Source organism: Pseudomonas fluorescens, from assembly GCF_003732425.1.
Taxonomy (GTDB): domain Bacteria; phylum Pseudomonadota; class Gammaproteobacteria; order Pseudomonadales; family Pseudomonadaceae; genus Aquipseudomonas; species Aquipseudomonas fluorescens_BE.
On sequence record NZ_MOBX01000014.1, the window covers coordinates 890,129 to 914,841 of the forward strand.

Genomic DNA, 24,713 nt, shown 5'->3' on the forward strand with positions numbered 1-24,713 from the left:
CCAGATGAGCGACATCATTCAGAAAGACGACCAGGAAATCGGCCCAGCAGGCGAAAAGCTGCAGAAAGTCCTCGCCCGTATCGGCGTCGGCTCGCGCCGTGACGTGGAATCCTGGATCAGCCAGGGCCGGATCAAGGTCAATGGCAAAGACGCCACCCTCGGTCTGCGCGTCGACATGCACGACGCCATCACCATTGATGGCAAGGTGATCAAACGCGAAGAAGCGGCCGAGTCGGTCCGCCGCGTGATCATGTACAACAAACCCGATGGCGAGATCTGCACCCGTGACGACCCGGAAGGCCGTCCGACCGTGTTTGACAAGCTGCCGCGTCCGAAAGAAGGTCGCTGGATCAACATCGGTCGTCTCGACATCAACACCACCGGTCTGCTGATGTTCACCACTGACGGTGAGCTGGCCAACCGTCTGATGCACCCGTCCTACGAGATGGACCGTGAGTACGCCGTGCGTGTACGCGGTGAAGTCGATGACGAAATGATCGAGCGCCTGAAGGCCGGCGTCGTGCTGGAAGACGGCCCGGCGAAGTTCACCGACATCAAGCAGGCGCCGGGCGGTGAAGGTTTCAACCACTGGTATCACTGCGTGGTGATGGAAGGTCGTAACCGTGAGGTTCGTCGTCTGTGGGAATCGCAAGGTCTGGTGGTCAGCCGTCTGAAGCGCGTGCGTTTCGGTCCGGTGTTCCTCAACTCCGACCTGCCGATGGGCCGCTGGCGCGAAATGAGCCAGTACGAAGTCGACATCCTCAGTGCTGAAGTCGGCCTGACGCCGGTGGCGATGCCGCAACTGAACGCCAAGAGCAAAGACAAGCTTGAGCGTATGCAGCGCAAATCGTCGCGGCCAATGGCCAAGACCGAGCGCGTACGCACGCTGCGCCCAGCCGCTGGCGCGCCAACCGGGCCACGCCCAGGCCGCGAGCCGCAGATCGAAGGCGAGCGTCCAGGTCGCAAGCCAGTCGCCCGTGACGGCGAGCGCGCTCCGCGTCCAGCCAACGGTCGCACTGAGCGTGGCGAACGTGGTGCACCTGCCGGTCGTGGCACGCCAGTGGCGGATCGTCCAGCGGACACCACCAACAAGCGCCCGGCCAAGCCTGCGCCGAAGCGTCCCGGGATCAAGCTGGTTGACGGCGACAAGCCGTCGGGCAAGCGCCGTGGCGCACCGGCCGGTTCCGGCCAGCGTCCGGGGTTTGGTCGCAAAAAGCCGGAATAAGGCAGCTGTGAGCTTCTAGCGGCAAGCTTCAAGCTAAAGCAAAAACGCCAACCTCAGGGTTGGCGTTTTTTTTCGTCTGGCGAAAGAGTTGTGCTGCCTGAGAGATAGCTATCGCGAGCAGGCTCACTCCTACAAGGGGAACGCATTTCAAATTGTAGGAGTGAGCCTGCTCGCGATGACATCGGTGGCATCAACACAAAGCTTAAAGTCAGAACACAAACCGGCCATCAAACACCGGCTTGTCATCCAGCGCCAGCACCCCGCCCGAGAAGATCAGGTCCAAGTGATGGCTGCCCTTGGCCCCTCCCCCGAGGCCCAGGTGCAGACCACAATGCCGCTCCTCAAACCCGGCATTGCGCGCATACAGGTCCTTCACGCCTTCATTGGTGCCAATCCCCAGTTCTTCGATGCGCCGGTTCGAAGGATTGGCGTCCAGATACTTGTTGAAATCATGCTCCAGCCCCGGCACCTCCGTGGCGATGCGGCTGATAGTCGAATTCTCGATCCATAGCTCCAACGGCGATTCCAGTACGCCGTATTTGCGCGCAAACGGAATGGTGCTGAGGAAGGTGCCCTTGAATTTCACATGGCCGTTGATGGCTTCGCTGTGGGTGGCGATTTCGCCGGGGGCCAGGTCGAAGTTGCCGACACCGTTGATGTCGGTCCATTTCTTGATGCTGCTCAGCGGCGTTTCAAACCATGAGCCGTCATCGTCTTTGAAACTCAGCATGGTCGCCTGGGACATGCGCTGGATCAGGTGACTGTTCAGGCCAGCAATGCGCTGTGGGGTGACGCTGAAGGTGTCGTAGAAATAATCCCCGTAATCCTTGAACAGCAGCGACTTCTTCCAGTTTTCCGCCATCACGCTCTGCAGGGCACGGACGAACTCCGGGCCATCGGGGCGCGGGTTGGGCAGGGTGGAAGAGTCGTAGAAGAAAATGTACAGATCGCTGTCGGTGATTGCCGAGGTCAGCGTTGCGGTGCTTTCCAGATCCAGGCGTCGAGCGCTGAATGTGAAACGAGGATGATCACCGGCGTGTTCGGCGATGGCGCCGGTCAGCACTTCGTAATCAGCCGTGTGGCCGAGCAGTACCTTCGCCGAGTCGAGGCCGGCAAGGGCAGGGTGGTGTTCGAGGTAGTAAAGGAAATGCGAGATCGCGCGGGGCTTATCCATGAGTCCTCCCTGACTGACCGTGAAGAAAGCGGCAGGCACGACCGGCCGGATCGTGCCCGCCCGGGATGTCTTACAGAGGCCACATCGCCGTGCCGAACGGAACCACCGCGTCGGCTTGCATCATTTCCACCGCCGCCTCGTGGGTCGGTGCTTCAAACCATTCGTCCAGTTGCAGTTCGGTATCCAAGTCTTTTTCCAGTGCTTGCATGGTCGATCTCCTAGATGACTTTCATGGTTATGACTGGCCGGTCGAGGTGGCCGGCGAGACGTGAAGAACCTAGTTGACGGACTTTGGTAATGCAAAAAATTATTTATTTAATTTTTAAATAGACTTTTTATTCTGTTTTTCGGACAAGTTTTTCTTATTTAAAAACATAAAACTAAGCAGCGATTTTCATTAGCAAGCTAGCGACCGTCAATTTGCAGACGTCCGACAGAAAATTCTGAAATGGAAACTCTACGTTACGACTTGTAAGGAAATGTTTACGAAAAACCCGGTAATACCGAGTGAAACCCTTCTTTAGCGAGCGCTGTAAGGAAAAACTGCCGAAAGCTATTCCGTCCGGGGCTGTGCAAGGCTCTGGCGCGCTTGTTTGAGCGGCGTTTGCAAGGTGAGATGCGCCCCATGCCTGTCGTGCAGGTGCATAACAAGAAGGAGGCGCAATGAACGCCGTGACTGATCTCCACCTCTCTCCGTGGGACGGTTTTTTCCTCGTCCACGCCGATGGCCTGCAAAGGCCTGACTCAATTTTTGCAGCCGCCCGAGTGTCTCGAGGCGGACACACGCAATCCCGGCAACCGCCACGCTGATCCAGCGGGGTCTGGCAGCAGGGGGTTAGCGGTGTACAATGCGCCGCGTTTTAACTGTGACCCTCTGCGTAATCGCGCAAATCTCAAGGCTATCCGCCTTGTTCACTCCGTGGCGCCACAAGCGTTTCGGGTTCGATTTCGTCACAGATAAAAACAAACAGGTGACGCATGACCGTTGTAAATAAGCTGAACTCCTGGTGCCTGCGCTGGGGTTTGATCGGGGCTGCCTGAAATCGCAACCTTGCAGCAACGTCTACTGAACATCATCAAACCTTGCGTGAGACCTTTTTCATGAGTGGACAACCCTCGCAATCAGGCGAGCTCAAACGCGGCCTGAAAAATCGCCACATTCAACTGATCGCCCTCGGCGGCGCGATCGGTACCGGATTGTTCCTCGGCTCGGCCGGGGTACTGAAATCCGCCGGCCCGTCGATGATCCTCGGCTACGCCATCTGCGGCTTCATCGCCTTCATGATCATGCGCCAGCTCGGCGAGATGATTGTCGAAGAGCCGGTGGCCGGTTCCTTCAGCCATTTTGCGCACAAGTACTGGGGCGGCTTTGCCGGTTTCCTGTCGGGCTGGAACTGCTGGATTCTGTACATTCTGGTGGGCATGTCGGAGCTGACGGCGGTCGGCAAATACATTCATTACTGGGCGCCGGACATCCCGACCTGGGTCTCTGCGGCAGCCTTCTTCGTGCTGATCAACGCGATCAACCTGGCCAACGTCAAAGTCTTCGGTGAGGCCGAATTCTGGTTCGCGATCATCAAGGTCGTAGCGATCGTCGGCATGATTGCGCTCGGCAGTTACCTGCTGGTCAGTGGCCATGGCGGTCCGCAAGCCTCGGTGAGCAACCTGTGGTCGCACGGTGGTTTCTTCCCGAATGGCGTGAGCGGGCTGGTGATGGCCATGGCGATCATCATGTTCTCGTTCGGTGGTCTGGAAATGCTCGGTTTCACCGCCGCTGAAGCGGACAAGCCGAAGACCGTGATCCCGAAAGCGATCAACCAGGTGATCTACCGGATCCTGATTTTCTACATCGGTGCGCTGGTGATCCTGCTGTCGCTGACCCCATGGGACAGCCTGCTGGAAACCCTCAATGCGTCCGGCGATTCGTACAGCGGTAGCCCGTTCGTGCAAGTGTTCTCGATGCTCGGCAGCAACACCGCCGCGCACATCCTCAACTTTGTGGTGCTGACTGCCGCGTTGTCGGTGTACAACAGCGGCACCTACTGCAACAGCCGTATGCTGTTGGGCATGGCCGAGCAGGGCGATGCGCCGAAAGTGCTGGCGAAAATCGACAAGCGTGGCGTGCCGGTGCGTTCGATCCTGGCCTCCGCTGCGGTGACCCTGGTCGCTGTGCTGCTGAACTACCTGATCCCGCAACACGCGCTGGAACTGCTGATGTCCCTCGTCGTGGCGACACTGGTGATCAACTGGGCAATGATCAGCTTCTCGCACTTCAAGTTCCGCCAGCATATGAACAAGACCCAGCAGACGCCGCTGTTCAAGGCGCTGTGGTATCCGTACGGCAACTACGTCTGCCTGGCATTCGTCGCCTTCATCCTCGGCGTGATGCTGTTGATCCCGGGCATTCAGATCTCGGTGTACGCGATTCCGGTGTGGGTGGTGTTCATGTGGGTCTGCTACGTGATCAAGAACAAGCGCGGTGCGCAGCAGGCCGTGCATGCGGCAGGTGCTGCCAAATAAGCGCTGACGCAGAAACGAAAAACCCGGCCTGAGTGCCGGGTTTTTTTATGGGTGCAAATGCTGGGACTCTATTGATAGTCAGCGACAGGATAGTCCCTGCACAAGGTTTCGACCTCTGAACGAAACTGCGCAAGGAGCAGGGGCTCCAGTGTGTAGTCTTGTTCGCCGAGCGGCGCCACCGTGTTCAGAATCCGCACGATCAAATCGACGATCTGGCGGCTGCCGTGGACATCGACCCGGCGCTGCGCCAGCGCGCCCGTGCCGATGCGCAGCCCGCTAGCCACGAGTGTCGAGCGGTGATCGCCGGGCACGCGATGGCGATTGACGATGATCCCGCAGTGACCCAGCGCTGCCTCCGCGATAGCGCCCGTGATGCCGCCACGCAAGCGAACCAGCACCGTATGGTTTTCACTGCAGCCGCCGACCACCTCATAATCCTTGGCCTGAAACGCTTTGGCCATTTCATCCGCAGTACTGCGGATCTGCGCCATGCAGGCATCGAATTCTGCTGACATGGCGTAACCCAGCGCGGCAGCCTTTGCTGCGATCATGTTGGCGGCGGGTGCGCCCTGCATTCGCGGGTAAACGGCTTGATCCAGCAGACGACTGAAAGTAGTGCGCAAACCGGGAATCTTGGTGTTCGCATCAGCACCGCTGAGGATCAAGCCACCCCGAGGCCCGCCGAGTTGCTTGTGCGTGCAGGTGACGGTGACGTGGGCGGCGTCGATCGGACCTGGATGACGCCCGGTGGCGACAAGCCCGGCGATATGCGAGATGTCGGCGAGCAGGATGGCTCCGGCTTCATCGGCAATGTCGCGAAACCGTTTGAAATCCACCACGCGTGAATAGGCAGTGGCGCCGCAGAGGATGACGCGTGGGCGATGGGCTAGCGCCAGCAGGCGCACCTTGTCGTAATCAATAAGACCGTCGGATGTCGTGCCGTACTGGATCGCCTTGTAGTAGGCGCCGGAAAACGCGGCGAGGCTGCCATGGGTGAGATGACCACCGTGTTCCACCGCCATGCCCAACAGGGTATCGCCAGGCTCAAGCAGTGCTGTGAGCACCTGATAAATAGCGTTCGACGCTGAATGTGGCTGCACGTTGGCGTATTGCGCGCCGAACAACTCACGCGCCCGGCGGATGGCCAGCGACTCGACCCGTTCGACGTTCTCGCACCCTGCGCTGTAGCGCTTGCCGGACATGCCCTCTGCCGTCACGTTGACCAGCACGGAAGCGCAGGCTACCAACGTTCGCGGCTGGACTGCGCAGGAGGAGGAGACCAGTGAAAGCGTGTGCTGTTGACGCGTGACTTCTGCGTCGAGAATAGCCGCCAGTTCGGCATCTTCGGTACGGAGATCCGCCAGGCCACGTCGGAGTAAGTCAGCCTGGTTCTGGAGCGGTTCAGTAGTGACTGCCATTGCTTGATTCCTTCCCTGTTTACTGTGCGCTGCAAACCGCAACGCGACTTCCCTGTTTTGCGTGATGCGAACATCCTGCTTGCCGAATCTGTACAGGCGAATCCGTGTTCTGCCCGCTGTGCGCGCAAAACTAAACTCTGTACAGGCCCCCCGATTTTCGGTTGTTTCACGTTCAAAGATGAGAGGCCAGCTCGACGCATCATAGATTTTTCGGTGACGAACGCCACCGAATTAATCAAAAAAATGAACATTCTTCAAATAAAATGATTCTTTTTGTCGTTGCTTCGGGTGTAAAACAGCAGCAGTTCCGAGACGGCTTTGAGTCGCCAGCGTCGAGGGTGGCGTTTTTCAGTGGACTTTTTGTACCGAACCCAAGGAGGGAGAGTGCTATGATCTCGCGCGGCACTGACAGGGATAGAACTGCAATTTCCTACCTCACTTGTGTATGCCCGGAATGATCATTCGGGGCGTGACAATGATTGCAGTTAAAAATGGATGGTAAGCATGTGATGCACAGAAGAGAAAGATCGGAGAATCTGAAAAACAACATCAAGTACCTGATAAAGAGTCGCGGCGAGACGCAGTTGTCCTTGTGTCACTCCAGTGGTTTGACGCGTACCACCATCTATAACATTCTTGAAGGCAAGGTGGTCAATGTACAACAGTCCACTGTGCGCAAGATTTCTGATTTCTTCGGGGTTTCTTATGAAGAAATAGAGACGATTGATTTTGAAGAGAAGGAAATCATCGAAAGCAGTATTTCTCCGCAGGGGAATATGAATCCGGCGGCTGTTCCGGTTATTAAAGAAAGTGTGCTACTGCAAAGTCTGGATAAAAGAATTGGTGAGTTGGCGACGATTTATCCACTGACTTACTATTTTGGCGCGTCCTTTAATCTGATTGGTGTGCTGCTGGAAAACGAAATCAGCGGTATGCATGAGTCCGGCGATCTGTTGATCGTGCAGAAAGGCGCGTCGAACAGCGACCGGGAAAAACTGGTTTATGACAAAATCACGGCGAAGTTATCCATATGCCATGAAGGCAGTATTGATACGGAGCGTGTAGGCGTGATCGGGGATGTAATCGAGGAACGATTCAATGGACTGCAGTGTTGAAATGGAAAACAGCAAGTACAAATTGCTGGGGTTCGAAAATGGAAAAAGCCTGGCCGTTATCATGGTGATTGCCACAGGCAAGATAATTAAAATAAAACTGAGCGAAGTTTTGAATAGTGAGATTATGGATAATCTGAACAAAGTCGAAGTAAAAAATCTCTACAAGAAGTTCTACTCCCAGGGTGGGGCGCTGACGGCTTACGAAATCAATGATCGTCATGAGAGTTCCTGGATGATCTACATCATCCTGAACCTGATGCTGTTCACGCTGTATATCTTCACCAGTATTGCGGCGACCAAGCCGATCTACCTGGATTACTTTGACATTGTCGTGACCCCGGGAACCTTTCTTTATCCGCTGACCTTTCTGATCGTTGACTTGTTGAACGAGACCTTTGGTCTGCGGTTGGCACGCCGGGCGATTCTCTTTGCGTTCATCAGCAATGCGGCGATTATCATTCTATTGGCGATTACCACCCATCTGCCGGGGCTGCCGGGGTGGAAGCTCGATGGACCTTACAATGACGTGATCAGTCAATTGTCTTCTGTTCTGGTAGCGTCTTCGATTTCGTTTCTGGTGTCCGAGAATATAAACTCCTATCTGTTGTGCAAGATCAAGGAACTGACCAACTCCAGATTCCTCTTCTTGCGGGTGTTCTTGAGTACATTGTTTGCGGTAATCATCGACAGCTTTCTGTTCTGCTACATCGCATTCTATGGAACGATGGAGAATAGCGCGATTTTGAGCATGATCTATGTGCAGATCGCGATCAAAGTGGGTTTTGCTTTCTTTAATATCATGCCCGCCTACGGGGCGCGGTCATTGTTCAAAAAGTATCTGACGGGAAACCAGGTTTGATCGAATAGAAAAACGCTCACTCGGTTAGCCCGAGTGAGCGTTCCTTTTTTTAGTTTAACTTCAGTTTCAATTTCAAACTGTTGATGACCTGCTCTTTGTTTTCCAGGAACTCGTTGAGCCCTTTCGCGCGAAGATTGCACGCGTCACAGTCGCCGCATCCGCTTCCAGCGATACCGTTGTAGCAGGTCAGCGTCTGATGACGAATCAGGTCCAGTTGATTGTGGTAATCAGCCAGCGCCCAGGTTTCGGCTTTGTTCAGCCACATCAGTGGCGTTTCCAGACGTAACTTGTAATCCATGCCCAGTTCAAGCGCGTTGTTCAACGCCTTGACGAACTCATCGCGGCAATCCGGGTAACCCGAGAAGTCGGTTTCGCAAACGCCGGTGATGACTGTTCTGGCTTGAACCTGATACGCATAGATAGAGGCGAGGGTCAAAAACAGAATGTTTCTTCCCGGTACGAAAGTGCTCGGCAGACTTTCTCCGGAACTGTTTACGGTCGGCACGGGAATGTTGTCGCGGGTCAGGCTGCTGATCGCCAGTTCATTGAGCAGAGAGACATCCATTACTTTATGGACGGTCACACCAAGCTGTTTGCAAAGTTGCTGGGCAACTTCAATTTCCGCGTGGTGGCGCTGACCATAATCGAAGGTGATGCAGTGGACTTCATCGTAGTGGGTCAGCGCATGGATCAGGCAGGTCGTAGAGTCCTGGCCACCACTAAAAACGATAACTGCCTTGTTGCTCATAAGTCTGCTTCCTGCATTAAACGGGTAAATTTAAAGGTCGCAATGGTAACTCGAAATGACGCTCGATATAAGTGCGCTGGAAGTTGCGCCCGCAGGCCGCAGGTCGCTTTGCAGCTAATCGCGGTATCCTGTGCACTCTGATTACGGATGCTTTTCCATGCTGGTGATTTCCAACAACGTGCATCTGCCGGATGCCGAGATCGAACTGACCGCCATCCGCGCGCAAGGCGCCGGAGGGCAGAACGTCAACAAGGTCTCCAGCGCTGTGCACCTGCGCTTCGACATTCCGGCCTCGTCGTTGCCCGAGTTCTACAAGGAACGGCTGCTGGCGCTGCGCGACAGTCGCATCACCAGCGATGGCGTGTTGATCATCAAGGCCCAGCAATACCGCACGCAGGAAGCCAATCGCGCGGATGCGCTGGAGCGTCTGGTCGAGCTGATCCTCAGCGCCACCAAAGTCGAAAAGAAACGCCGCCCGACCAAGCCGACCCTCGGCTCGAAGAAGCGTCGGCTCGAATCGAAAACCAAACGCGGCAGCATCAAGGCCGGGCGTGGCAAAGTGGACTTTTAGTCTTCGCGGTACTTGGCCGTGTGCTTGTACAGATAAACACTCAAGGCCAGTCCGCTCAATGCAGCGAGAGCGGCGAACAGGAAGATCGAAGCAAAGCCAAAGCCTGCCGCAATCGCCCCGGCCAAAGGCCCGGTGATCCCCAGCGACAAATCAATGAACAGCGAATAAGCACCCACCGCTGCGCCACGGCTTGACGCCGGCACCAGATTTACAGCCTCTACGCCCAGCGCCGGAAACACCAGCGAGAATCCGAAACCGCTCAACGCCGCACCGGCCAGCGCCCAATGTGCGTCTGGTGCGAGCCACAACAGCAGCAGGCCAAGGGTTTCCACCGACAGGCAGGCAATCGCCACACGAAAGCCGCCGAGACGGTTGATCAGGTTGCCGAACAGCAGTCGCGCACCGATGAAACTGGCGCCGAACAGGCTCAGGCACAGCACGGCGTTGTCCCAATGCTGCGTGGCGTAATACAGGGTGATGAACGTGGCGATGGTGCCGAAACCGATCGAGCCCAGCGCCAGACCACAACCGTGCGGAAACACGCGACCGAGCACATGCATGAACGGCAGACGTTCACCGACGACAATGGGAGCTGCGGTTTTCGGCCAGGCCAGCAACAGGCCCAGCGCCGCGAGCAGGATGATGCTGACGCCCATGCTCCACAACCCCAACTGGCCGACCAGCCACACGCCGAACGGCGCGCCGACCGCGAGTGCACCGTAACTGGCGATGCCGTTCCAGGAAATCACTTTGGCCGTATTCGCTGCGCCAACGCGGCCGATGCCCCAGCCAATCGAACCGGAACCGACAAGGCTTTCGGCGCTGCCCAGCACCAGTCGACCGATCAACAGACTGATCAGGCTGAGCATCGGCAGGTTCGGTGTCCATGCCGAAATCAACATGAACACACCGCTCAAGCCACACCCGGCCAGGCCAATCATCACCGCGCGTTTGCTGCCCTGATTGTCGATGATCTTGCCGGCGTACGGACGGCTGAGCAGGGTGGCGAGGTATTGCACGCTGATCACCAGACCGGCGATCACCGCGCCGAAGCCCAGATCACTGTGCACATAACCCGGCAGCACCGCGAGCGGAATGCCGATGTTCAGGTAACCGATAAAGGTGAAGAGGACGATGGAAACGACTTGCAGCGTGACCGCCAGGGGGCGCTGGGGTTCTGGCATAGAGGACGACATGGGTAACGATCCACGGGAGCGGCAGATTAGATAGGCTGCTTATGATACCGGCGTGGAGGCGTCTGGGGCGGGAAAAGTAAAACTATTTGCCGGGAGGCCGTTTCAAGGTTTGGCGGGGGCAACCAGTTGAGTGGTGACCAGCGCTGCCAGGGCATTTTCTTCGCTGCCGAAGCGGGCGAGCAGGGCGGCCTGTTTCTCGGGCGAGAGGCGGCTCCAGATCTCGATCATTTTCTCGGTGGCGCCGATCAGTACGGCAGCTTGGCTTTCGGAGAATTCGTCGGTCATGGCAGGCTCGGGGTTCAGGCAGTGTGGAAAGCGCATGTTAGCGCTTTCCACACGGTCTGTACGACGGGTCTTACTCTTTGTTGTCGGCCGGGCGGCTCTCAACGGCTTCTTTCGGCTCGGGCTGTTGGGCGCCGGCTTGCTGCGTGGTCGTCTGCTCAGGTACGTGCAGGCTTGGGAAGGGGAGATTAGGAATCTCGTGCATGGTTGCGCTCCTCGCTAAGTCTGTTGATAGATCTGGTAGATCCGCGCTTCTTGAAAGCCTGCGCAGGATACAGCAGGAAAAATGACAATCAGACTTTTAATTCAAATTAATGCGACAGATGGCCGCAGGGGAGGGCAAAACCTGCAGGTCACCACAAAACAAATGTAGGAGCTGCCGAAGGCTGCGATCTTTTGATCCTGCTTTAAAAAAGATCAAAAGATCGCAGCCTTCGGCGGCTCCTACAGGGTATTGCGGTATTACTTGCTGACGTCGGCGATGGCTTCGGCCAGCAGCGCGAGGCGCGTAGCGTCGATGCCGGCGACGTTCGCCCGGCCCGAGCTGACCATGTACACGCTGTGATGCTCACGCAGTTGTTTCACTTGCTCCGGCGACAGCCCGGTGTAAGAGAACATCCCGCGTTGCACGCCAATGTGCGCAAAGCGTTCACGCAGACCGTGCGGTTCCAGCGCTTCGACCAGGCCGCTGCGCAGTTGCGCGATACGCAAACGCATGGCTTCCACTTCATCGGCCCAACGGGCTTTCAGCTCGGGGTCGGCGAGGATGGTCGCGACCACCGCAGCGCCGTGATCTGGCGGCGTCGACCACAAATTGCGGGCGATGTTGGCCAGTTGGCTGCGGATGTCGATGAGCTTGTCGGCGGTTTTCGCGCAGACAATCAGCGCACCTGTGCGGTCGCGGTACAGGCCGAAGTTCTTCGAGCAGGAGCTGGTGATCAGCAACTCTGGCACTTCGGCGGCGAACAGCCGGGTCGACCACGCATCCTGCTCCAGACCATCGCCAAAGCCTTGGTAGGCAAAGTCGATCAGCGGCAGCAGATTACGCGCGCGCACCACATCGAGCACGCGCTGCCAGTCGTCATGGCTCAAGTCAAAACCGGTCGGGTTGTGGCAGCACGCGTGCAGCAGCACCACATCACCTTTCGGCACCTGGTTGAGCACGGCAAGCATGGCGTCGACGTCGAGACGGTTGTCACTGCCCACGTACGGGTAGTGACTGACCTTGACCCCGGCCGTGGCGAAAATGGTTTCGTGGATCGGCCAGGTCGGGTTGCTCAGCCACACGCCCTTGCCCGGCAGGCATTGGGCGATGAAGTCGGCGGCCAGACGCAGGGCACCGGTGCCGCCCGGGGTCTGGGTGGCGCCGGCGCGTTGTTCGGCGATCAGCTTCGAGCCGGCACCGAGCACCAACTCATTGATGACTTTGCCGAACAGCGGGTTGCCGTGGCCGCCGATGTAGGTCTTGGTGTCCTGGCTTTCGACCAGCCGCGCTTCGGCGATTTTCACCGCCTCCGGGATCGGCGTCAGGCCCTGAGCGTCCTTGTAGACTCCAACGCCCAAGTCGAATTTGCGCGGGTTGGTGTCCTGCGCATACGCCTCCATCAAGCCGAGGATCGGGTCGCCGGGTACCCGGCCGATGGCGTCGAAGTGCATTACTTGCGTCCTTCTGCGGTCTTGGCCACTTCGTCAGTGCGCGCGGCCATGATGAAGTCGTTACGGTGCAGGCCTTTGATCGAGTGGCTCCACCAGGTCACGGTGACTTTGCCCCATTCGGTCAGCAGGCCCGGGTGATGACCTTCGGCCTCGGAGATCTCGCCGACCGCGTTGGTGAACGCCAGGGCGTGCTTGAAGTTCTTGAACAGGAAAACTTTTTCCAGCTGCATGATGCTGTCGCGTACTTCGATGTTCCAGTCAGGGATCTGCTTGATCAGGATCGGCAGTTCTTCGTCGCTGACTTGTGGCGCATCGGCGCGGCAGGCTTCGCAGTGGGCTTGGTTCAAAGTGGACATGGTGTATTCCTGAAATCGAGTGTGTTTTTTTTATTAAAGCTTTTGAGCCGTCAATGCCGTCACGCTAAACCAAAGTGGCGGCGACGGACAGGCTCAATTGTCTGCAAAAGTCGCGGTTCACGCGGCTTTCGGTTTCGGCGGAAATTTCGGTGCGTGCAGACCCAGCTGCATGCCTTGGCGAACCATGGCCATGATGTCTTCATGGGCCACGTCGAACAGACGCTTAAGGTTCGGCAGGACAAAGTACAGCGGTTGCAGGATGTCGATGCGATAGGGCGTGCGCATGGCTTCGAGCGGATCGAACGCCTGATGCTCAGGTTCGTCCGACAGCGAGTAAACGGTTTCTTTCGGCGAGGACAGAATGCCGCCACCGTAGATGCGTTTGCCTTGCGGGGTGTCGACCAGGCCGAACTCGATGGTCATCCAGTACAGACGCGCCAGATAAACACGTTCTTCCTTGGTGGCCTGCAAACCGAGTTTGCCGTAGGTGTGGGTGAATTCGGCGAACCACGGGTTGGTCAGCAGCGGGCAGTGACCAAAGATCTCGTGGAAAATGTCCGGCTCTTGCAGGTAGTCCAGTTCTTCGCGGGTGCGGATAAAGGTTGCGACTGGAAACTGCTTGCTGGCCAGCAGTTCAAAAAAAGTCTGGAAGGGGATCAGCGCCGGCACACGGGCGACCTGCCAGCCGGTGGTCTCGCCGAGCACTTTGTTGATCTCGCCCAGTTGCGGAATGCGGTCGTGGGGCAGACCGAGTTTTTCGATACCGTCCAGGTACTCCTGGCACGCACGCCCTTCGATCACCTTTAGTTGGCGAGTGATCAGCGTGTTCCACACCGCGTGTTCTTCGGCGGGGTAGTCGATAAAACCTTGCGCATCGGGCTCGCGGGCCACGTATTGCGTCTGCTTCATACTGCTCTCCTGCTAGGGGAATTCGTTCTTGTTATGTCCAGCGATGGATTCAGGATTACCCGAGAGCAGGTTGATGTGCAGCAGGTTGAATCGCCTCTGCGTAGGAAATTTCTCTGTAATTCGTAAAGTAATCGTTACGCTTTGACGGATATCTCGCGTTTACGGTGATTCGCAGGTTTGAAAAGGTCGGTGGCTGTCACATAATCTTGACAACTATCTGCGCGCCTCGGCAGAAAATATCCTCTGTGGGAGCGAGCCTGCTCGCGAATACGGTCTTTCTGACACATTACTGCTGAATGTGACGCCGCCTTCGCGAGCAGGCTCGCTCCCACAGGGTCTGTGTTCAACCTTTTTACTGGTCTGTCGGGTCATTTATATGCGCATCAAAGTCCACTGCCAAAACCGCATCGGCATCCTGCGCGACATTCTCAACCTGCTGGTGGCTTACGGGATCAACGTGGCGCGCGGTGAGGTCGGTGGTGAGCATGGCAACGCGATCTACCTGCATTGCCCGAACCTGATCAACATCCAGTTCCAGGCGTTGCGGCCGAAATTCGAGGCGATTGCCGGGGTATTTGGCGTCAAGCGTGTGGGCCTGATGCCGAGCGAACGTCGGCACATGGAGTTGAACGCGTTGCTCGGCGCACTCGAGTTTCCGGTGCTGTCGATCGACATGGGCGGCTCGATCGTCGCCGCCAACCGAGCGGCGGCGCAGTTGCTCGGTGTACGCGTCGATGAAGTGCCAGGCATTCCGCTATCGCGATACGCCGAGGATTTCGATTTGCCGGAACTGGTGCGCGCCAACAAATCGCGGATCAATGGCATGCGGGTCAAGGTCAAGGGCGACATCTTTCTCGCCGACATCGCGCCGCTGCAATCGGAACATGACGACAGCGAAGCCATGGCTGGCGCGGTGCTGACCTTGCATCGCGCCGACCGGGTTGGCGAGCGCATCTACAACGTGCGCAAGCAGGAGCTGCGGGGCTTCGACAGCATCTTCCAGAGTTCGAAAGTGATGGCCGCTGTGGTGCGCGAAGCACGGCGTATGGCGCCGCTGGATGCGCCGCTATTGATTGAAGGTGAAACCGGCACCGGCAAGGAATTGCTCGCGCGCGCCTGTCACCTCGCCAGCCCGCGTGGGCAGTCACCGCTGATGGCGCTCAACTGCGCCGGCCTGCCGGAGTCGATGGCCGAGACCGAGCTGTTCGGCTATGGCCCCGGCGCTTTCGAAGGGGCACGGGCCGAGGGCAAGCTTGGACTACTGGAGTTGACGGCGGGCGGCACACTGTTTCTCGACGGCGTCGGCGAGATGAGCCCGCGCTTGCAGGTGAAGTTGCTGCGCTTTCTGCAGGATGGCTGCTTCCGGCGGGTCGGCAGTGATGAAGAGGTTTATCTGGATGTGCGGGTCATCTGCGCGACGCAGGTGGACTTGTCCGAGTTGTGCGCGCGCGGCGAGTTTCGTCAGGACTTGTATCACCGTTTGAACGTGCTCTCGCTGCACATCCCGCCGCTGCGCGAATGCCTCGACGGGCTGACGCCGCTGGTCGAGCACTTCCTCGATCAGGCCAGTCGGCAGATCGGTTGTTCGCTGCCGAAGCTGGCGCCGGCGGCGATGGATCGACTCAGTCATTACCATTGGCCGGGCAACGTGCGGCAATTGGAGAACGTGTTGTTCCAGGCGGTTTCGCTGTGCGATGGCGGCACGGTGAAAGCCGAGCATATTCGGCTGCCGGATTACGGCGTGCGTCAGCCGCTTGGCGATTTCTCGCTGGAAGGTGGTCTGGACGAGATTGTCGGGCGCTTTGAGAAGGCGGTGCTGGAGCGGCTGTATTCCGAGCACCCGAGCAGTCGACAGTTGGGCAAGCGGCTGGGGGTTTCGCACACGACCATTGCCAACAAGCTGCGTGAGTATGAGGTGGGCAAGGACTCAGCCGAGTAACTATTGTGGCGAGGGAGCTTGCTCCCGCTGGGTTGCGCAGCAACCCCCAACCCATTCAACAAGGTGAATCAGGCATACCGCATCAGCCGTGTTTGCGACTGCTTCGCAGCCGAGCGGGAGCAAGCTCCCTCGCCACAGCTTGTTTTTCCATCTGCAAAAAGCGCGATTGCCGCGAAGCGGCATAACACCGCCGGTTTTTCGACTTCGATACATTTCAAATTTCCTCTCGCCATCCCTCAAGTCCTTTGTTTACCGGGCCTTTGTGCGCCAGAAAAAAGTTGGTCTGCAAATTGCTTATGGCTCAGCAGTACAGCGGTGGGCGGCAAACGTCCGGCATGCAGAGGAAAGAGTGTGGACAAGTACCTTTATGTGGCAATGACCGGCGCCAGCCAGAACGCACTGGCGCAGAAGGCTCATGCCAACAACCTGGCGAACATCTCCACCAACGGTTTTCAGCGCGACCTGGAGCAGGCGCGTTCGATGCCGGTGTTCGGTGACAGCTTTCCGGCGCGTGCGTTTGCCATGAGCGAACGGCCCGCCACCGACTTCACCCCTGGCTCGCTGGTGCAGACCGGTCGTGACCTCGACGTCGCCGTCACCGGCAATGGCTGGATCGCCGTGCAGAACCCCAGCGGCGGCGAAAGCTACGTGCGCACCGGCAGCCTCAACGTTGACGCCCTCGGCGTGCTGCGTGCCGGCAACGGCATGCCGGTAATGGGCAATGGCGGTCCGATCGCCGTGCCGCCCGAGCAGCAGATCGAAGTCGGTGAAGACGGCACCATCAGTATTCGTGCGATGGGCGAAGGCCCGCGCGTCATGGCGGAAGTCGACCGGATCAAACTGGTCAACCCGGACATCAAGAATATGAACAAGGGCCTCGACGGCTCGATTTACACCAAGGACGGCCAGCCGGCGCCGGCTGATGCCAACGTCAAACTGGTGTCGGGTTTCCTCGAGTCGAGCAACGTCAACGCCGTTGAAGAGATGACCTCGGTGCTGGCCCTGGCCAAGCAGTTCGAGTTGCACGTCAAGATGATGAACACCGCCAAAGACGACGACCAGGCCATGGCTCGGGTCTTGCAGATCAGCTAATTATCAGAACGTCGCGCCGAAAAACAGGCGCACGAGGAGAATCGAATGCTTCCGGCTCTATGGGTTGCCAAAACCGGTCTGTCCGCCCAGGACACCAACCTGACCACCATTTCCAACAACCTGGCGAACGTGTCGACCACGGGTTTCAAACGTGACCGCGCCGAGTTCCAGGACCTGCTCTATCAGATCAAGCGTCAGCCAGGCGCCCAGTCGACCCAGGACAGCGAACTGCCGTCGGGTCTGCAAGTGGGTACCGGTGTGCGCATCGTCGGCACCCAGAAAAACTTCACCGCCGGCAGCCTGCAAACCACTGAGCAGCCGCTGGACATGGCCATCGACGGTCGCGGTTTCTTCCAGATCCTGCAGCCGGACGGCACCACGTCCTACACCCGTGACGGTACCTTCCACCTCGATTCCAACGGCCAGATCGTCAACGCCAGCGGTTTCGCTCTGGAACCGGCCATCGTCATTCCGAACGACGCGCAGACCTTCACCGTCGGCCGCGACGGCACGGTGTCCATCACTGTCGCTGGCAACGCCGCGTCGCAGGTGATCGGCAACCTGCAAACCGCTGACTTCATCAACCCGGCCGGTCTGCAGGCAGTGGGCAACAACCTGTTCCTGGAAACCGCCGCTTCCGGCGCACCGCAAGTCGGCACTCCGGGTCTGGCCGGTTTCGGTACCACCTTGCAGAACACCCTGGAAACTTCCAACGTCAGCACCGTTGAAGAGATGGTCAACATGATCACCACTCAGCGCGCTTACGAGATGAACTCCAAGGTGATCTCCACCGCCGACCAGATGCTCTCGTTCGTAACGCAGAATCTGTAATCAAGTCTATGAGGCGGCCATGAGGTCGCCTGCAACACCGTGAGGTAGGGTCATGAATCGCTTCGTATCTGTTCTGGCATTGAGTGGGGTCGTCTCGCTCGCGGGCTGCGTCGCTCCGACGCCCAAGCCCAATGACCCTTACTACGCCCCGGTGTTGCCGCGCACGCCGCTGCCGGCTGCCGCCAATAATGGCTCGATCTATCAGGCCGGTTTCGAGCAGAACCTGTACAGCGACCGCAAGGCTTTCCGGGTCGGTGACATCATCACCATCACCCTGAACGAGCGCACGCAGGCGAGCAAGAACGCCAACTCGCAGATGGACAAGAACAGCGATAACAAGGTCGGTCTGACCTCGTTGTTCGGCTCCAGCCTGACCACCAACAACCCGATCGGGGGCAACGACCTGAGTCTGAACGCCGGCTATAGCGCCGACCGTTCGACCAAGGGCGACGCCAAGTCCGGGCAGAGCAACAGCCTGACCGGCTCGATCACCGTGACCGTCGCTGACGTGCTGCCCAACGGCATTATCGCCGTGCGTGGCGAGAAGTGGCTGACGCTGAACACCGGTGACGAACTGGTGCGCATCGCCGGTCTGGTACGCGCCGATGACATCGCCACGGACAACACCGTGTCGTCGACCCGGGTCGCCGATGCACGCATCACCTACTCGGGTACCGGCGCGTTTGCCGATACGAGTCAGCCAGGCTGGTTCGACCGTTTCTTCCTCAGCCCGCTGTTCCCTTTCTAGGTGGCTACGTTGAATCTGAAAAGCTTCATGCTGGCGGCGACCATGATGTCCGCCGCTTTTGGTGCCCATGCCGAGCGGCTGAAAGATATCGCCAGCATTTCCGGCGTGCGTTCCAACCAGTTGATCGGTTACGGCCTGGTGGTCGGGCTTAACGGCACTGGCGACCAGACGACACAGACCCCGTTCACCCTGCAGACCTTCAACAACATGCTCTCGCAGTTCGGCATCAAGGTGCCGCCGGGATCAGGCAACGTGCAGTTGAAGAACGTTGCGGCAGTGTCAATCAGTGCCGACTTGCCGGCGTTCGCCAAGCCGGGTCAGCAGGTCGACATTACCGTTTCCTCGATCGGTAACTCCAAGAGTTTGCGTGGCGGCACACTGCTGCTGACCCCGCTCAAGGGTATCGACGGCAACGTCTACGCAGTCGCTCAGGGCAACCTGGTGGTCGGCGGTTTCGATGCCGAAGGTCGTGACGGTTCGAAGATCACTGTCAACGTTCCGTCGGCCGGTCGCATCCCGGGCGGTGCCTCGGTGGAGCGTTCGGTGCCGAGCGGTTTCAACCAGGGCAACAGCCTGACGCTGAACCTCAATCGCTCGGACTTCACCACGGCCAAACGCATCGTCGACAAGATCAACGACATGCTCGGCCCTGGTGTCGCGCAAGCCATCGACGGCGGTTCGATCCGGGTCACCGCGCCGCTCGATCCGAGCCAGCGTGTCGACTACTTGTCGATCCTGGAAAACCTCGAAGTCGATCCGGGCCAGGCGGTGGCGAAAGTCATCATTAACTCGCGTACCGGCACCATCGTCATCGGCCAGAACGTGAAAGTGTCGCCGGCCGCCGTGACCCACGGCAGCCTGACCGTGACCATTACCGAAGACCCGATTGTTAGCCAGCCCGGCCCGCTGTCCAACGGCCAGACCGCTGTCGTGCCGCGCTCGCGGGTCAATGCCGAGCAAGAAGCCAAACCCATGTTCAAGTTTGGCCCGGGCACCACCCTCGACGAGATCGTGCGGGCGGTGAACCAGGTCGGCGCGGCGCCGGGTGACTTGATGGCGATTCTTGAAGCCCTGAAGCAGGCCGGCGCGTTGCAAGCCGACCTGATCGTGATCTGAGGCCGACCATCATGGATATGCGCAAGAGCGGTCTGGTCAGCAGCAGCGATTCGGGTTCCTACTCGGACCTCAATCGTCTGAACCAACTCAAGGTCGGCGACAAGAACAGCGATGCGAACATGCGCAAAGTGGCGCAGGAATTCGAATCGCTGTTCCTTGGCGAAATGCTCAAGTCGATGCGTTCCGCCACCGAAGCGCTGGGCCAGGACAACCCGCTCAACACGCCGGCGGCCAAGCAGTATCAGGAAATGTACGACCAGCAACTGGCCGTTTCCATGTCCCGCGAGGGTGGTGGTATCGGTCTGGCCGACGTGCTGATGCGCCAGATGTCGAAGAACAAACCGATGGCGCCGGGCGAGGCCGCTGCCGCGTCTGCCGCCAAGCAGGAAGAAGCCAAGGCGAAAGCCGCTGCCGTGGCCACGCCGATTGCCGCTGGCACCGTTGCCACCAACGGCCCGCTGTCGCGACTCAATGGCGAGCGCCCGTTGTGGGCCTCGCGTTCGGTGAACGCGCCGAATACGCAATTGGCTCATCGCAACGACATGGAACTGATCAACCAGCGTCGTCTGGCCTTGCCGCCGAAACTGGCCGATCGTTTGCTCGCCGGGCTGGTGCCATCGGCCACGCCGGCAGTTGCAACGCAGTTGCCGCAACGCGCCGCAACCGCTGCCACCCCCGGCGCCGGCCCGTTGTACAACGGCGACTGGCTGGCCCGCGCCGAGAGCGAAAAAGCCTCGGGCGGACAGATGCAGATCTACGGTCGCGCCATGGCGCAGATCCCGTTGGCGCCAGCGAAAAAAGCCTTCAGTTCCGCCGACGAATTCGTCAACACCATGCTGCCAATGGCCAAAGAAGCTGCCGATCGCATCGGTGTCGATCCGCGTTATCTGGTGGCACAGGCGGCGCTGGAAACCGGTTGGGGCAAGTCGGTCATGCGTGCCCAGGATGGCAGTAGCAGTCACAACCTGTTCGGCATCAAGGCGAGCAGCAACTGGAAGGGCGATTCGGCCCGGGCGATCACCAGTGAGTTCCGCGACGGGCAGATGGTCAAGGAGACGGCCGAGTTCCGTTCCTATGCCTCGTACAAGGACAGCTTCCACGATCTGGTGACTTTGCTGCAGAGCAATAATCGCTATCAAGATGTTGTGAAGTCTGCCGATAACCCAGAACAGTTTGTACGCGAGTTGCAAAAGGCCGGTTACGCCACCGACCCGAACTACGCAAACAAGATTTCGCAGATAGCCAAGCAGATGAACAGTTTCCAAAACTACGCTGCGGCGGGTGTATCCACCACGCCTTTATAAGGCACAAGGTATAAGGTCTGAACCATGAGTTTGCTCAATATCGGGATGTCGGGACTGTCGGCCAGCCAGTCCTCTTTGGCTACGACAGGCAACAACATTGCCAACGTCGACACCGCCGGTTATTCACGTCAGCAAACCGTGCAGGGCACCAAATCCTCGCAGCAGTTCGGCACCGTCTTCATCGGTACGGGTACGACCCTGGCCGACGTGCGCCGGGTGTACAACTCGTACCTGGAAAGCCAACTGCACACGGCCACCTCGCTCGACAGCGAATCGGCTGCTTACCTGGCGCAGGCCACGCCGCTGGACTCCATGCTGTCGGACACCAACACCGGCCTGACCGGTGTGCTGCAGAAGTTCTTCACCACGATGCAGGGCGTTTCGACGTCGGCGACCGATGACACCTCCCGTCAATCGGTGCTGACCGGTGCGCAGGCGCTGACCAGTCGCTTCAATACCATCGCCAAACAGCTCAACGACCAGAACACCACCATCAACGGCAGCCTTGGCGACATGACGGCCCAGGTGAACAAACTGGCGACCTCGATTGCCAACCTGAACCAGAAGATCGGCGAGATCTCCACCAGCGGTGGTGCGCCGAACGATCTGCTCGACAGCCGTAACGAGGCCGTACGCCAGCTCTCCGAACTGACGGGTGCGCAGGTCGTCGAGCGCGGCACCAGTTTCGATGTCTACATCGGCAGCGGTCAGCCGCTGGTGATCGGCAACACCACCAACACGCTGAGCATGGTCGCGAGCAAAACCGATCCGTCGCGCATGGCCATTCAGATGGATCGCGGTTCGAGCACCATCGACATCACCTCGGCAATGAGCGGTGGTGAAATCGGCGGCCTGCTGACTTACCGCAAAGAAGTCCTCGACCCATCGCTCAACGAGTTGGGCCGCGTGGCGCTGGTGATCGCTGATCAGGTCAACAGCCAGCAAGCCCAGGGCATCGACAAAAACGGTGACTTTGGCGCGGCGATTTTCAACAACATTAACAGTGCGGCGCTGATCAGTTCGCGCAGCATCGCGCAGTCGGGCAACAGCACCGGTTCGGGTAACCTCGATGTCACCATCAAGGACACCGGCAAGCTGACCACCAGCGATTATCAAGTGACGTTCACCAGCGCCACGGACTACACCGTCAAGCGCTCCGACGGCACCGATCTGGGCGCTTTCAGCACCACAACCAATCCGCCTCCAGTGATCGACGGTTTCACCCTCGCTCTCAAGGGTGGTGCGTTGAGCGCCGGTGACAGCTTCAAAGTCACGCCGACCCGCAACGCGGCGGCGAGCATCCAGACGGTGCTCACCGATCCGAAGAAAATCGCTGCGGCCGGTCCGTTGACCGGTGTGGCCAGCGCCAACGGTCTGGGCAATTACACCCAGCCGACGCTTACCAGCAAGATCGATATCTACAACCCGACTGCCCAGGCTGACATGCAGGCGGCGCTGAAGAATTCGACGCCGGTCAAGCTGGTGTTCGGCGCGGTTACCGGCGGCAGCCAGGCTTACACTTTTGTGGATGCCAAGGGCGGCCTCATCAGCAGCGGCACTATCGTTCCCGGTCAATCGAACACGCTGGAACTTAAAGTCGGCATCGTCGATGCCAGCGGCAACCCGGTGCTGGACACCAGCGTTACGCCGAACGTACAGAAAACCTTCTCCGTGCAGACCACCGTGGGCGGCACGCCGAAGTCCGGTGAAACCTTCACCATGAACCTGACCGGTGCGGCGTCTTCGGACAACCGCAACGCGCAATCGCTGGTCGCCCTGCAAACGGCGCAGACCGTCGATACCGGTTCGGCGAGCAAGGGCATCAGCCTGACTGACGCCTACAACAAGCTGGTGACCAACGTCGGCACCAAGACTGCCCAAGGCAAGTCCGACAGTGCCGCGACCACAGCGATTCTGGATAACGCCAAAGGCGCGCGCGATTCGCTGTCCGGGGTCAACCTGGATGAAGAAACCGGCAACCTGGTCAAATATCAGCAGTACTACACAGCGTCTTCGCAGATCATCAAAGCTGCGCAGGAAACTTTCGCCACGCTGATCAACAGCCTTTAAGGAGTCGTAATTCATGCGCATTTCCACCGCCCAGTATTACGGCACGCAAGCGTCGGACTATCAGCGTAACTTCAACAAGGCCGTCGCCACCGCCAGCGAAGCGAGCAGCCTGCAGCGCATCAACACTGCCGCCGATGATCCGGTCGGTGCCGGGCGCTTGCTGCAATTGGGTCAGCAGGCCGCGATGCTGGATCAGTACGGGACCAACATCAACAGCACCAAGAGTGCGTTGAACGTGCAGGAATCCACGCTGGATGCCATCACCACCGCGTTGGCCCGTGCCAAGGATCTGGCCCTGGCCGCGAACAACGGCACTGCCACTGACAAGGACCGCCAGGCGTACGCCTCGGAGCTGGGCGAAATCCAGCAACAAGTGCTGGGCCTGATGAACTCCAAGGATGCCAACGGCAACTATCTGTTCTCCGGTTCGAAAACCGATACCGCACCGTACTCGAAGAATGCCGACGGCACTTTCTCGTACAACGGCGACCAGACCACCATCAATCTGGGCATTGGCGATGGCATGACCGTTGGCACCAACACCACCGGTTGGGATGCGTTCCAGCAAACCATCAACACCGGTCGCACCAACACCCAGATGACCGCTCCGGCGGTGGATGACGGTCGTGTGGTGCTGTCCAACGGTACCGTTGGCACGGTCGCTACCTACGACGCCAAGTTCACCGCGGGTCAGCCTTATACCGTTGCCTTCGTCAGCAGCACCCAGCTGAAAATCACCGATGCCCTGGGCAACGACGTGACCGCCGAGGCGAGCCAGAATGGCCTGGTCAGCAATAGCAGCGGTGCCAACCAGACCGTCAGTTTCCGTGGCGTCGACATGAAACTGAACATCAACCTGCAGGCCGGTGATACCAATCCGGATGCCGTTATTGCCGGGCACAGCTTCCAGCTGTCGGCGACGCCTGACTCGTTCACCTCCACGCGCAGCCCGGGTAACCCGTCGACTGCCGTGATCACGGGTTCCAGCATCACCAACCAGGCGGCCTACACCGCTGCGTTCCCGCAGGGTGGCGCCGTCCTCAAGTTCACCAGTGCCACCGCTTTCGATCTGTATGCGGCGCCGGTCACGGCTGACAGCAAGCCGGTATCGTCGGGCACTGTGGCCGGTAGTAACGCGACAGCAGCCGGTGTGACCTTCGCCCTCGGCAGCGCGCCGGCGGCAGGCGATCAGTTCTCGATCCAGCCGAACAATCACCAGACCCAGAACGTGCTCGACACGCTGGGCCAGATGGTCACGGCACTCAACACGCCGATCGATGGTAATCCGGTGGCCAAGCAGAAGCTGCAGGGCGCGATGGAGGCCGGCATTGGCAACATCGATGCCGCCGCCAACCAGATTGGCACTTCCGTCACCACCATTGGTGCACGTGGTCAGTCGCTGGACATGCAGACCATCACCAATTCGAGCCTGAGTACAGAGAACTCCACGACCCAAGGCTCGATCCGTGATTCGGATCCGGCTGAAGTCATGACCCGCCTGACCTTGCAGCAAACCATGTTGCAGGCTGCGCAACTGGCGTTCAGCAAGATCAGTCAGTTGGGCCTGTTCAATAAGATCTGACG

23 protein-coding genes are annotated in these 24,713 nt (G+C 58.7%); 13 read left to right on the forward strand and 10 right to left on the reverse strand.

All coding sequences use genetic code 11. From position 1 onward, the window contains the following. Window positions 1–4: 4 nt before the first annotated feature. Window positions 5–1,225, forward strand: coding sequence for a 23S rRNA pseudouridine(2605) synthase RluB (rluB, locus tag BK670_RS21300; RefSeq protein WP_095187821.1), 1,221 nt, complete (start codon window positions 5–7; stop codon window positions 1,223–1,225). A gap of 208 nt (window positions 1,226–1,433) precedes the next feature. On the opposite strand, the gene BK670_RS21305 is transcribed toward rluB, so the two are convergent. Both BK670_RS21305 and BK670_RS29680 read right to left on the reverse strand, forming a co-directional pair. After that, the gene (locus tag BK670_RS21305) at window positions 1,434–2,399 is read right to left on the reverse strand and encodes a M29 family metallopeptidase (RefSeq protein WP_123452636.1); all 966 of its coding nucleotides are present in this window, start codon (window positions 2,397–2,399) and stop codon (window positions 1,434–1,436) included. Between the two features lie 70 nt (window positions 2,400–2,469). Then, window positions 2,470–2,607, reverse strand: coding sequence for a hypothetical protein (locus tag BK670_RS29680; RefSeq protein ID WP_003222780.1), 138 nt, complete (start codon window positions 2,605–2,607; stop codon window positions 2,470–2,472). A gap of 893 nt (window positions 2,608–3,500) precedes the next feature. On the opposite strand from BK670_RS29680, the gene BK670_RS21310 reads away from it, so the two are divergent. Continuing rightward, window positions 3,501–4,919 carry an amino acid permease gene (locus BK670_RS21310; RefSeq protein WP_123452638.1) on the forward strand — a complete coding sequence of 473 codons (1,419 nt, stop codon included), beginning with the start codon at window positions 3,501–3,503 and terminating at the stop codon, window positions 4,917–4,919. Between the two features lie 68 nt (window positions 4,920–4,987). Here BK670_RS21310 and BK670_RS21315 read toward each other — a convergent pair whose 3' ends face one another. Beyond that, window positions 4,988–6,337 carry a serine hydroxymethyltransferase gene (locus BK670_RS21315; RefSeq protein WP_123452640.1) on the reverse strand — a complete coding sequence of 450 codons (1,350 nt, stop codon included), beginning with the start codon at window positions 6,335–6,337 and terminating at the stop codon, window positions 4,988–4,990. 509 nt (window positions 6,338–6,846) lie between these two features. Between BK670_RS21315 and BK670_RS21320 the strand changes: the two genes are divergently transcribed. Both BK670_RS21320 and BK670_RS21325 read left to right on the forward strand, forming a co-directional pair. After that, entirely contained in the window at window positions 6,847–7,452 is a 606-nt protein-coding gene (locus BK670_RS21320; protein WP_123452851.1) for a helix-turn-helix transcriptional regulator, read from the forward strand. Continuing rightward, the gene (locus BK670_RS21325) at window positions 7,436–8,311 is read left to right on the forward strand and encodes a queuosine precursor transporter (RefSeq protein WP_123452642.1); all 876 of its coding nucleotides are present in this window, start codon (window positions 7,436–7,438) and stop codon (window positions 8,309–8,311) included. The genes BK670_RS21320 and BK670_RS21325 overlap by 17 nt, the downstream gene beginning before the upstream one ends. Window positions 8,312–8,360: 49 nt before the next feature. On the opposite strand, the gene queC is transcribed toward BK670_RS21325, so the two are convergent. After that, window positions 8,361–9,059 carry a 7-cyano-7-deazaguanine synthase QueC gene (gene queC / locus BK670_RS21330; protein WP_123452644.1) on the reverse strand — a complete coding sequence of 233 codons (699 nt, stop codon included), beginning with the start codon at window positions 9,057–9,059 and terminating at the stop codon, window positions 8,361–8,363. A 157-nt stretch (window positions 9,060–9,216) separates the two neighbouring features. Here queC and arfB point away from each other — a divergent pair, with 157 nt between their 5' ends. Next, a complete protein-coding gene (gene arfB / locus BK670_RS21335; RefSeq protein ID WP_095050152.1) occupies window positions 9,217–9,630 on the forward strand; it encodes an alternative ribosome rescue aminoacyl-tRNA hydrolase ArfB in 414 nt (137 codons plus the stop codon). On the opposite strand, the gene BK670_RS21340 is transcribed toward arfB, so the two are convergent. The 6 genes from BK670_RS21340 to phhA all read right to left on the reverse strand — a co-directional run bounded on the left by BK670_RS21340 (window position 9,627) and on the right by phhA (window position 14,029). Then, the gene (locus tag BK670_RS21340) at window positions 9,627–10,814 is read right to left on the reverse strand and encodes an MFS transporter (protein WP_185036812.1); all 1,188 of its coding nucleotides are present in this window, start codon (window positions 10,812–10,814) and stop codon (window positions 9,627–9,629) included. The two genes, arfB and BK670_RS21340, sit on opposite strands and share 4 nt — an antisense overlap. Before the next feature lie 114 nt (window positions 10,815–10,928). After that, window positions 10,929–11,147, reverse strand: coding sequence for a hypothetical protein (locus BK670_RS21345; protein ID WP_259697581.1), 219 nt, complete (start codon window positions 11,145–11,147; stop codon window positions 10,929–10,931). 34 nt (window positions 11,148–11,181) lie between these two features. Beyond that, entirely contained in the window at window positions 11,182–11,313 is a 132-nt protein-coding gene (locus BK670_RS30005; RefSeq protein ID WP_259697582.1) for a hypothetical protein, read from the reverse strand. A 257-nt stretch (window positions 11,314–11,570) separates the two neighbouring features. Then, on the reverse strand, window positions 11,571–12,764 hold the full coding sequence (locus BK670_RS21350) for an amino acid aminotransferase (protein WP_123452648.1): 1,194 nt from the start codon (window positions 12,762–12,764) through the stop codon (window positions 11,571–11,573). Beyond that, a complete protein-coding gene (locus BK670_RS21355; RefSeq protein WP_003222798.1) occupies window positions 12,764–13,120 on the reverse strand; it encodes a 4a-hydroxytetrahydrobiopterin dehydratase in 357 nt (118 codons plus the stop codon). Before BK670_RS21355 ends, BK670_RS21350 begins: the two co-directional genes overlap by 1 nt. 117 nt (window positions 13,121–13,237) lie before the next feature. Continuing rightward, the gene (gene phhA, locus BK670_RS21360) at window positions 13,238–14,029 is read right to left on the reverse strand and encodes a phenylalanine 4-monooxygenase (RefSeq protein WP_007965510.1); all 792 of its coding nucleotides are present in this window, start codon (window positions 14,027–14,029) and stop codon (window positions 13,238–13,240) included. Window positions 14,030–14,405: 376 nt separating this feature from the next. Between phhA and BK670_RS21365 the strand changes: the two genes are divergently transcribed. From BK670_RS21365 to BK670_RS21400, 8 genes are all read left to right on the forward strand, one after another. After that, window positions 14,406–15,968 (forward strand): sigma-54-dependent transcriptional regulator, encoded by a 1,563-nt coding sequence (locus BK670_RS21365; protein ID WP_123452651.1) that lies wholly within the window; start codon window positions 14,406–14,408, stop codon window positions 15,966–15,968. A gap of 351 nt (window positions 15,969–16,319) precedes the next feature. Continuing rightward, window positions 16,320–17,060 (forward strand): flagellar basal body rod protein FlgF, encoded by a 741-nt coding sequence (locus tag BK670_RS21370; protein ID WP_123452653.1) that lies wholly within the window; start codon window positions 16,320–16,322, stop codon window positions 17,058–17,060. A gap of 45 nt (window positions 17,061–17,105) precedes the next feature. Then, window positions 17,106–17,891, forward strand: coding sequence for a flagellar basal-body rod protein FlgG (flgG, locus tag BK670_RS21375; RefSeq protein ID WP_123452655.1), 786 nt, complete (start codon window positions 17,106–17,108; stop codon window positions 17,889–17,891). A 52-nt stretch (window positions 17,892–17,943) separates the two neighbouring features. Further along, on the forward strand, window positions 17,944–18,639 hold the full coding sequence (gene flgH / locus BK670_RS21380; RefSeq protein WP_038363773.1) for a flagellar basal body L-ring protein FlgH: 696 nt from the start codon (window positions 17,944–17,946) through the stop codon (window positions 18,637–18,639). A 27-nt stretch (window positions 18,640–18,666) separates the two neighbouring features. Then, window positions 18,667–19,755, forward strand: coding sequence for a flagellar basal body P-ring protein FlgI (locus BK670_RS21385; RefSeq protein WP_259697583.1), 1,089 nt, complete (start codon window positions 18,667–18,669; stop codon window positions 19,753–19,755). Window positions 19,756–19,766: 11 nt separating this feature from the next. After that, window positions 19,767–21,059 carry a flagellar assembly peptidoglycan hydrolase FlgJ gene (gene flgJ / locus BK670_RS21390; RefSeq protein ID WP_123452657.1) on the forward strand — a complete coding sequence of 431 codons (1,293 nt, stop codon included), beginning with the start codon at window positions 19,767–19,769 and terminating at the stop codon, window positions 21,057–21,059. A 24-nt stretch (window positions 21,060–21,083) separates the two neighbouring features. Beyond that, on the forward strand, window positions 21,084–23,129 hold the full coding sequence (flgK, locus tag BK670_RS21395; RefSeq protein WP_123452659.1) for a flagellar hook-associated protein FlgK: 2,046 nt from the start codon (window positions 21,084–21,086) through the stop codon (window positions 23,127–23,129). A 13-nt stretch (window positions 23,130–23,142) separates the two neighbouring features. After that, window positions 23,143–24,711 (forward strand): flagellar hook-associated protein 3, encoded by a 1,569-nt coding sequence (locus tag BK670_RS21400; protein ID WP_123452661.1) that lies wholly within the window; start codon window positions 23,143–23,145, stop codon window positions 24,709–24,711. Window positions 24,712–24,713: the final 2 nt, after the last annotated feature.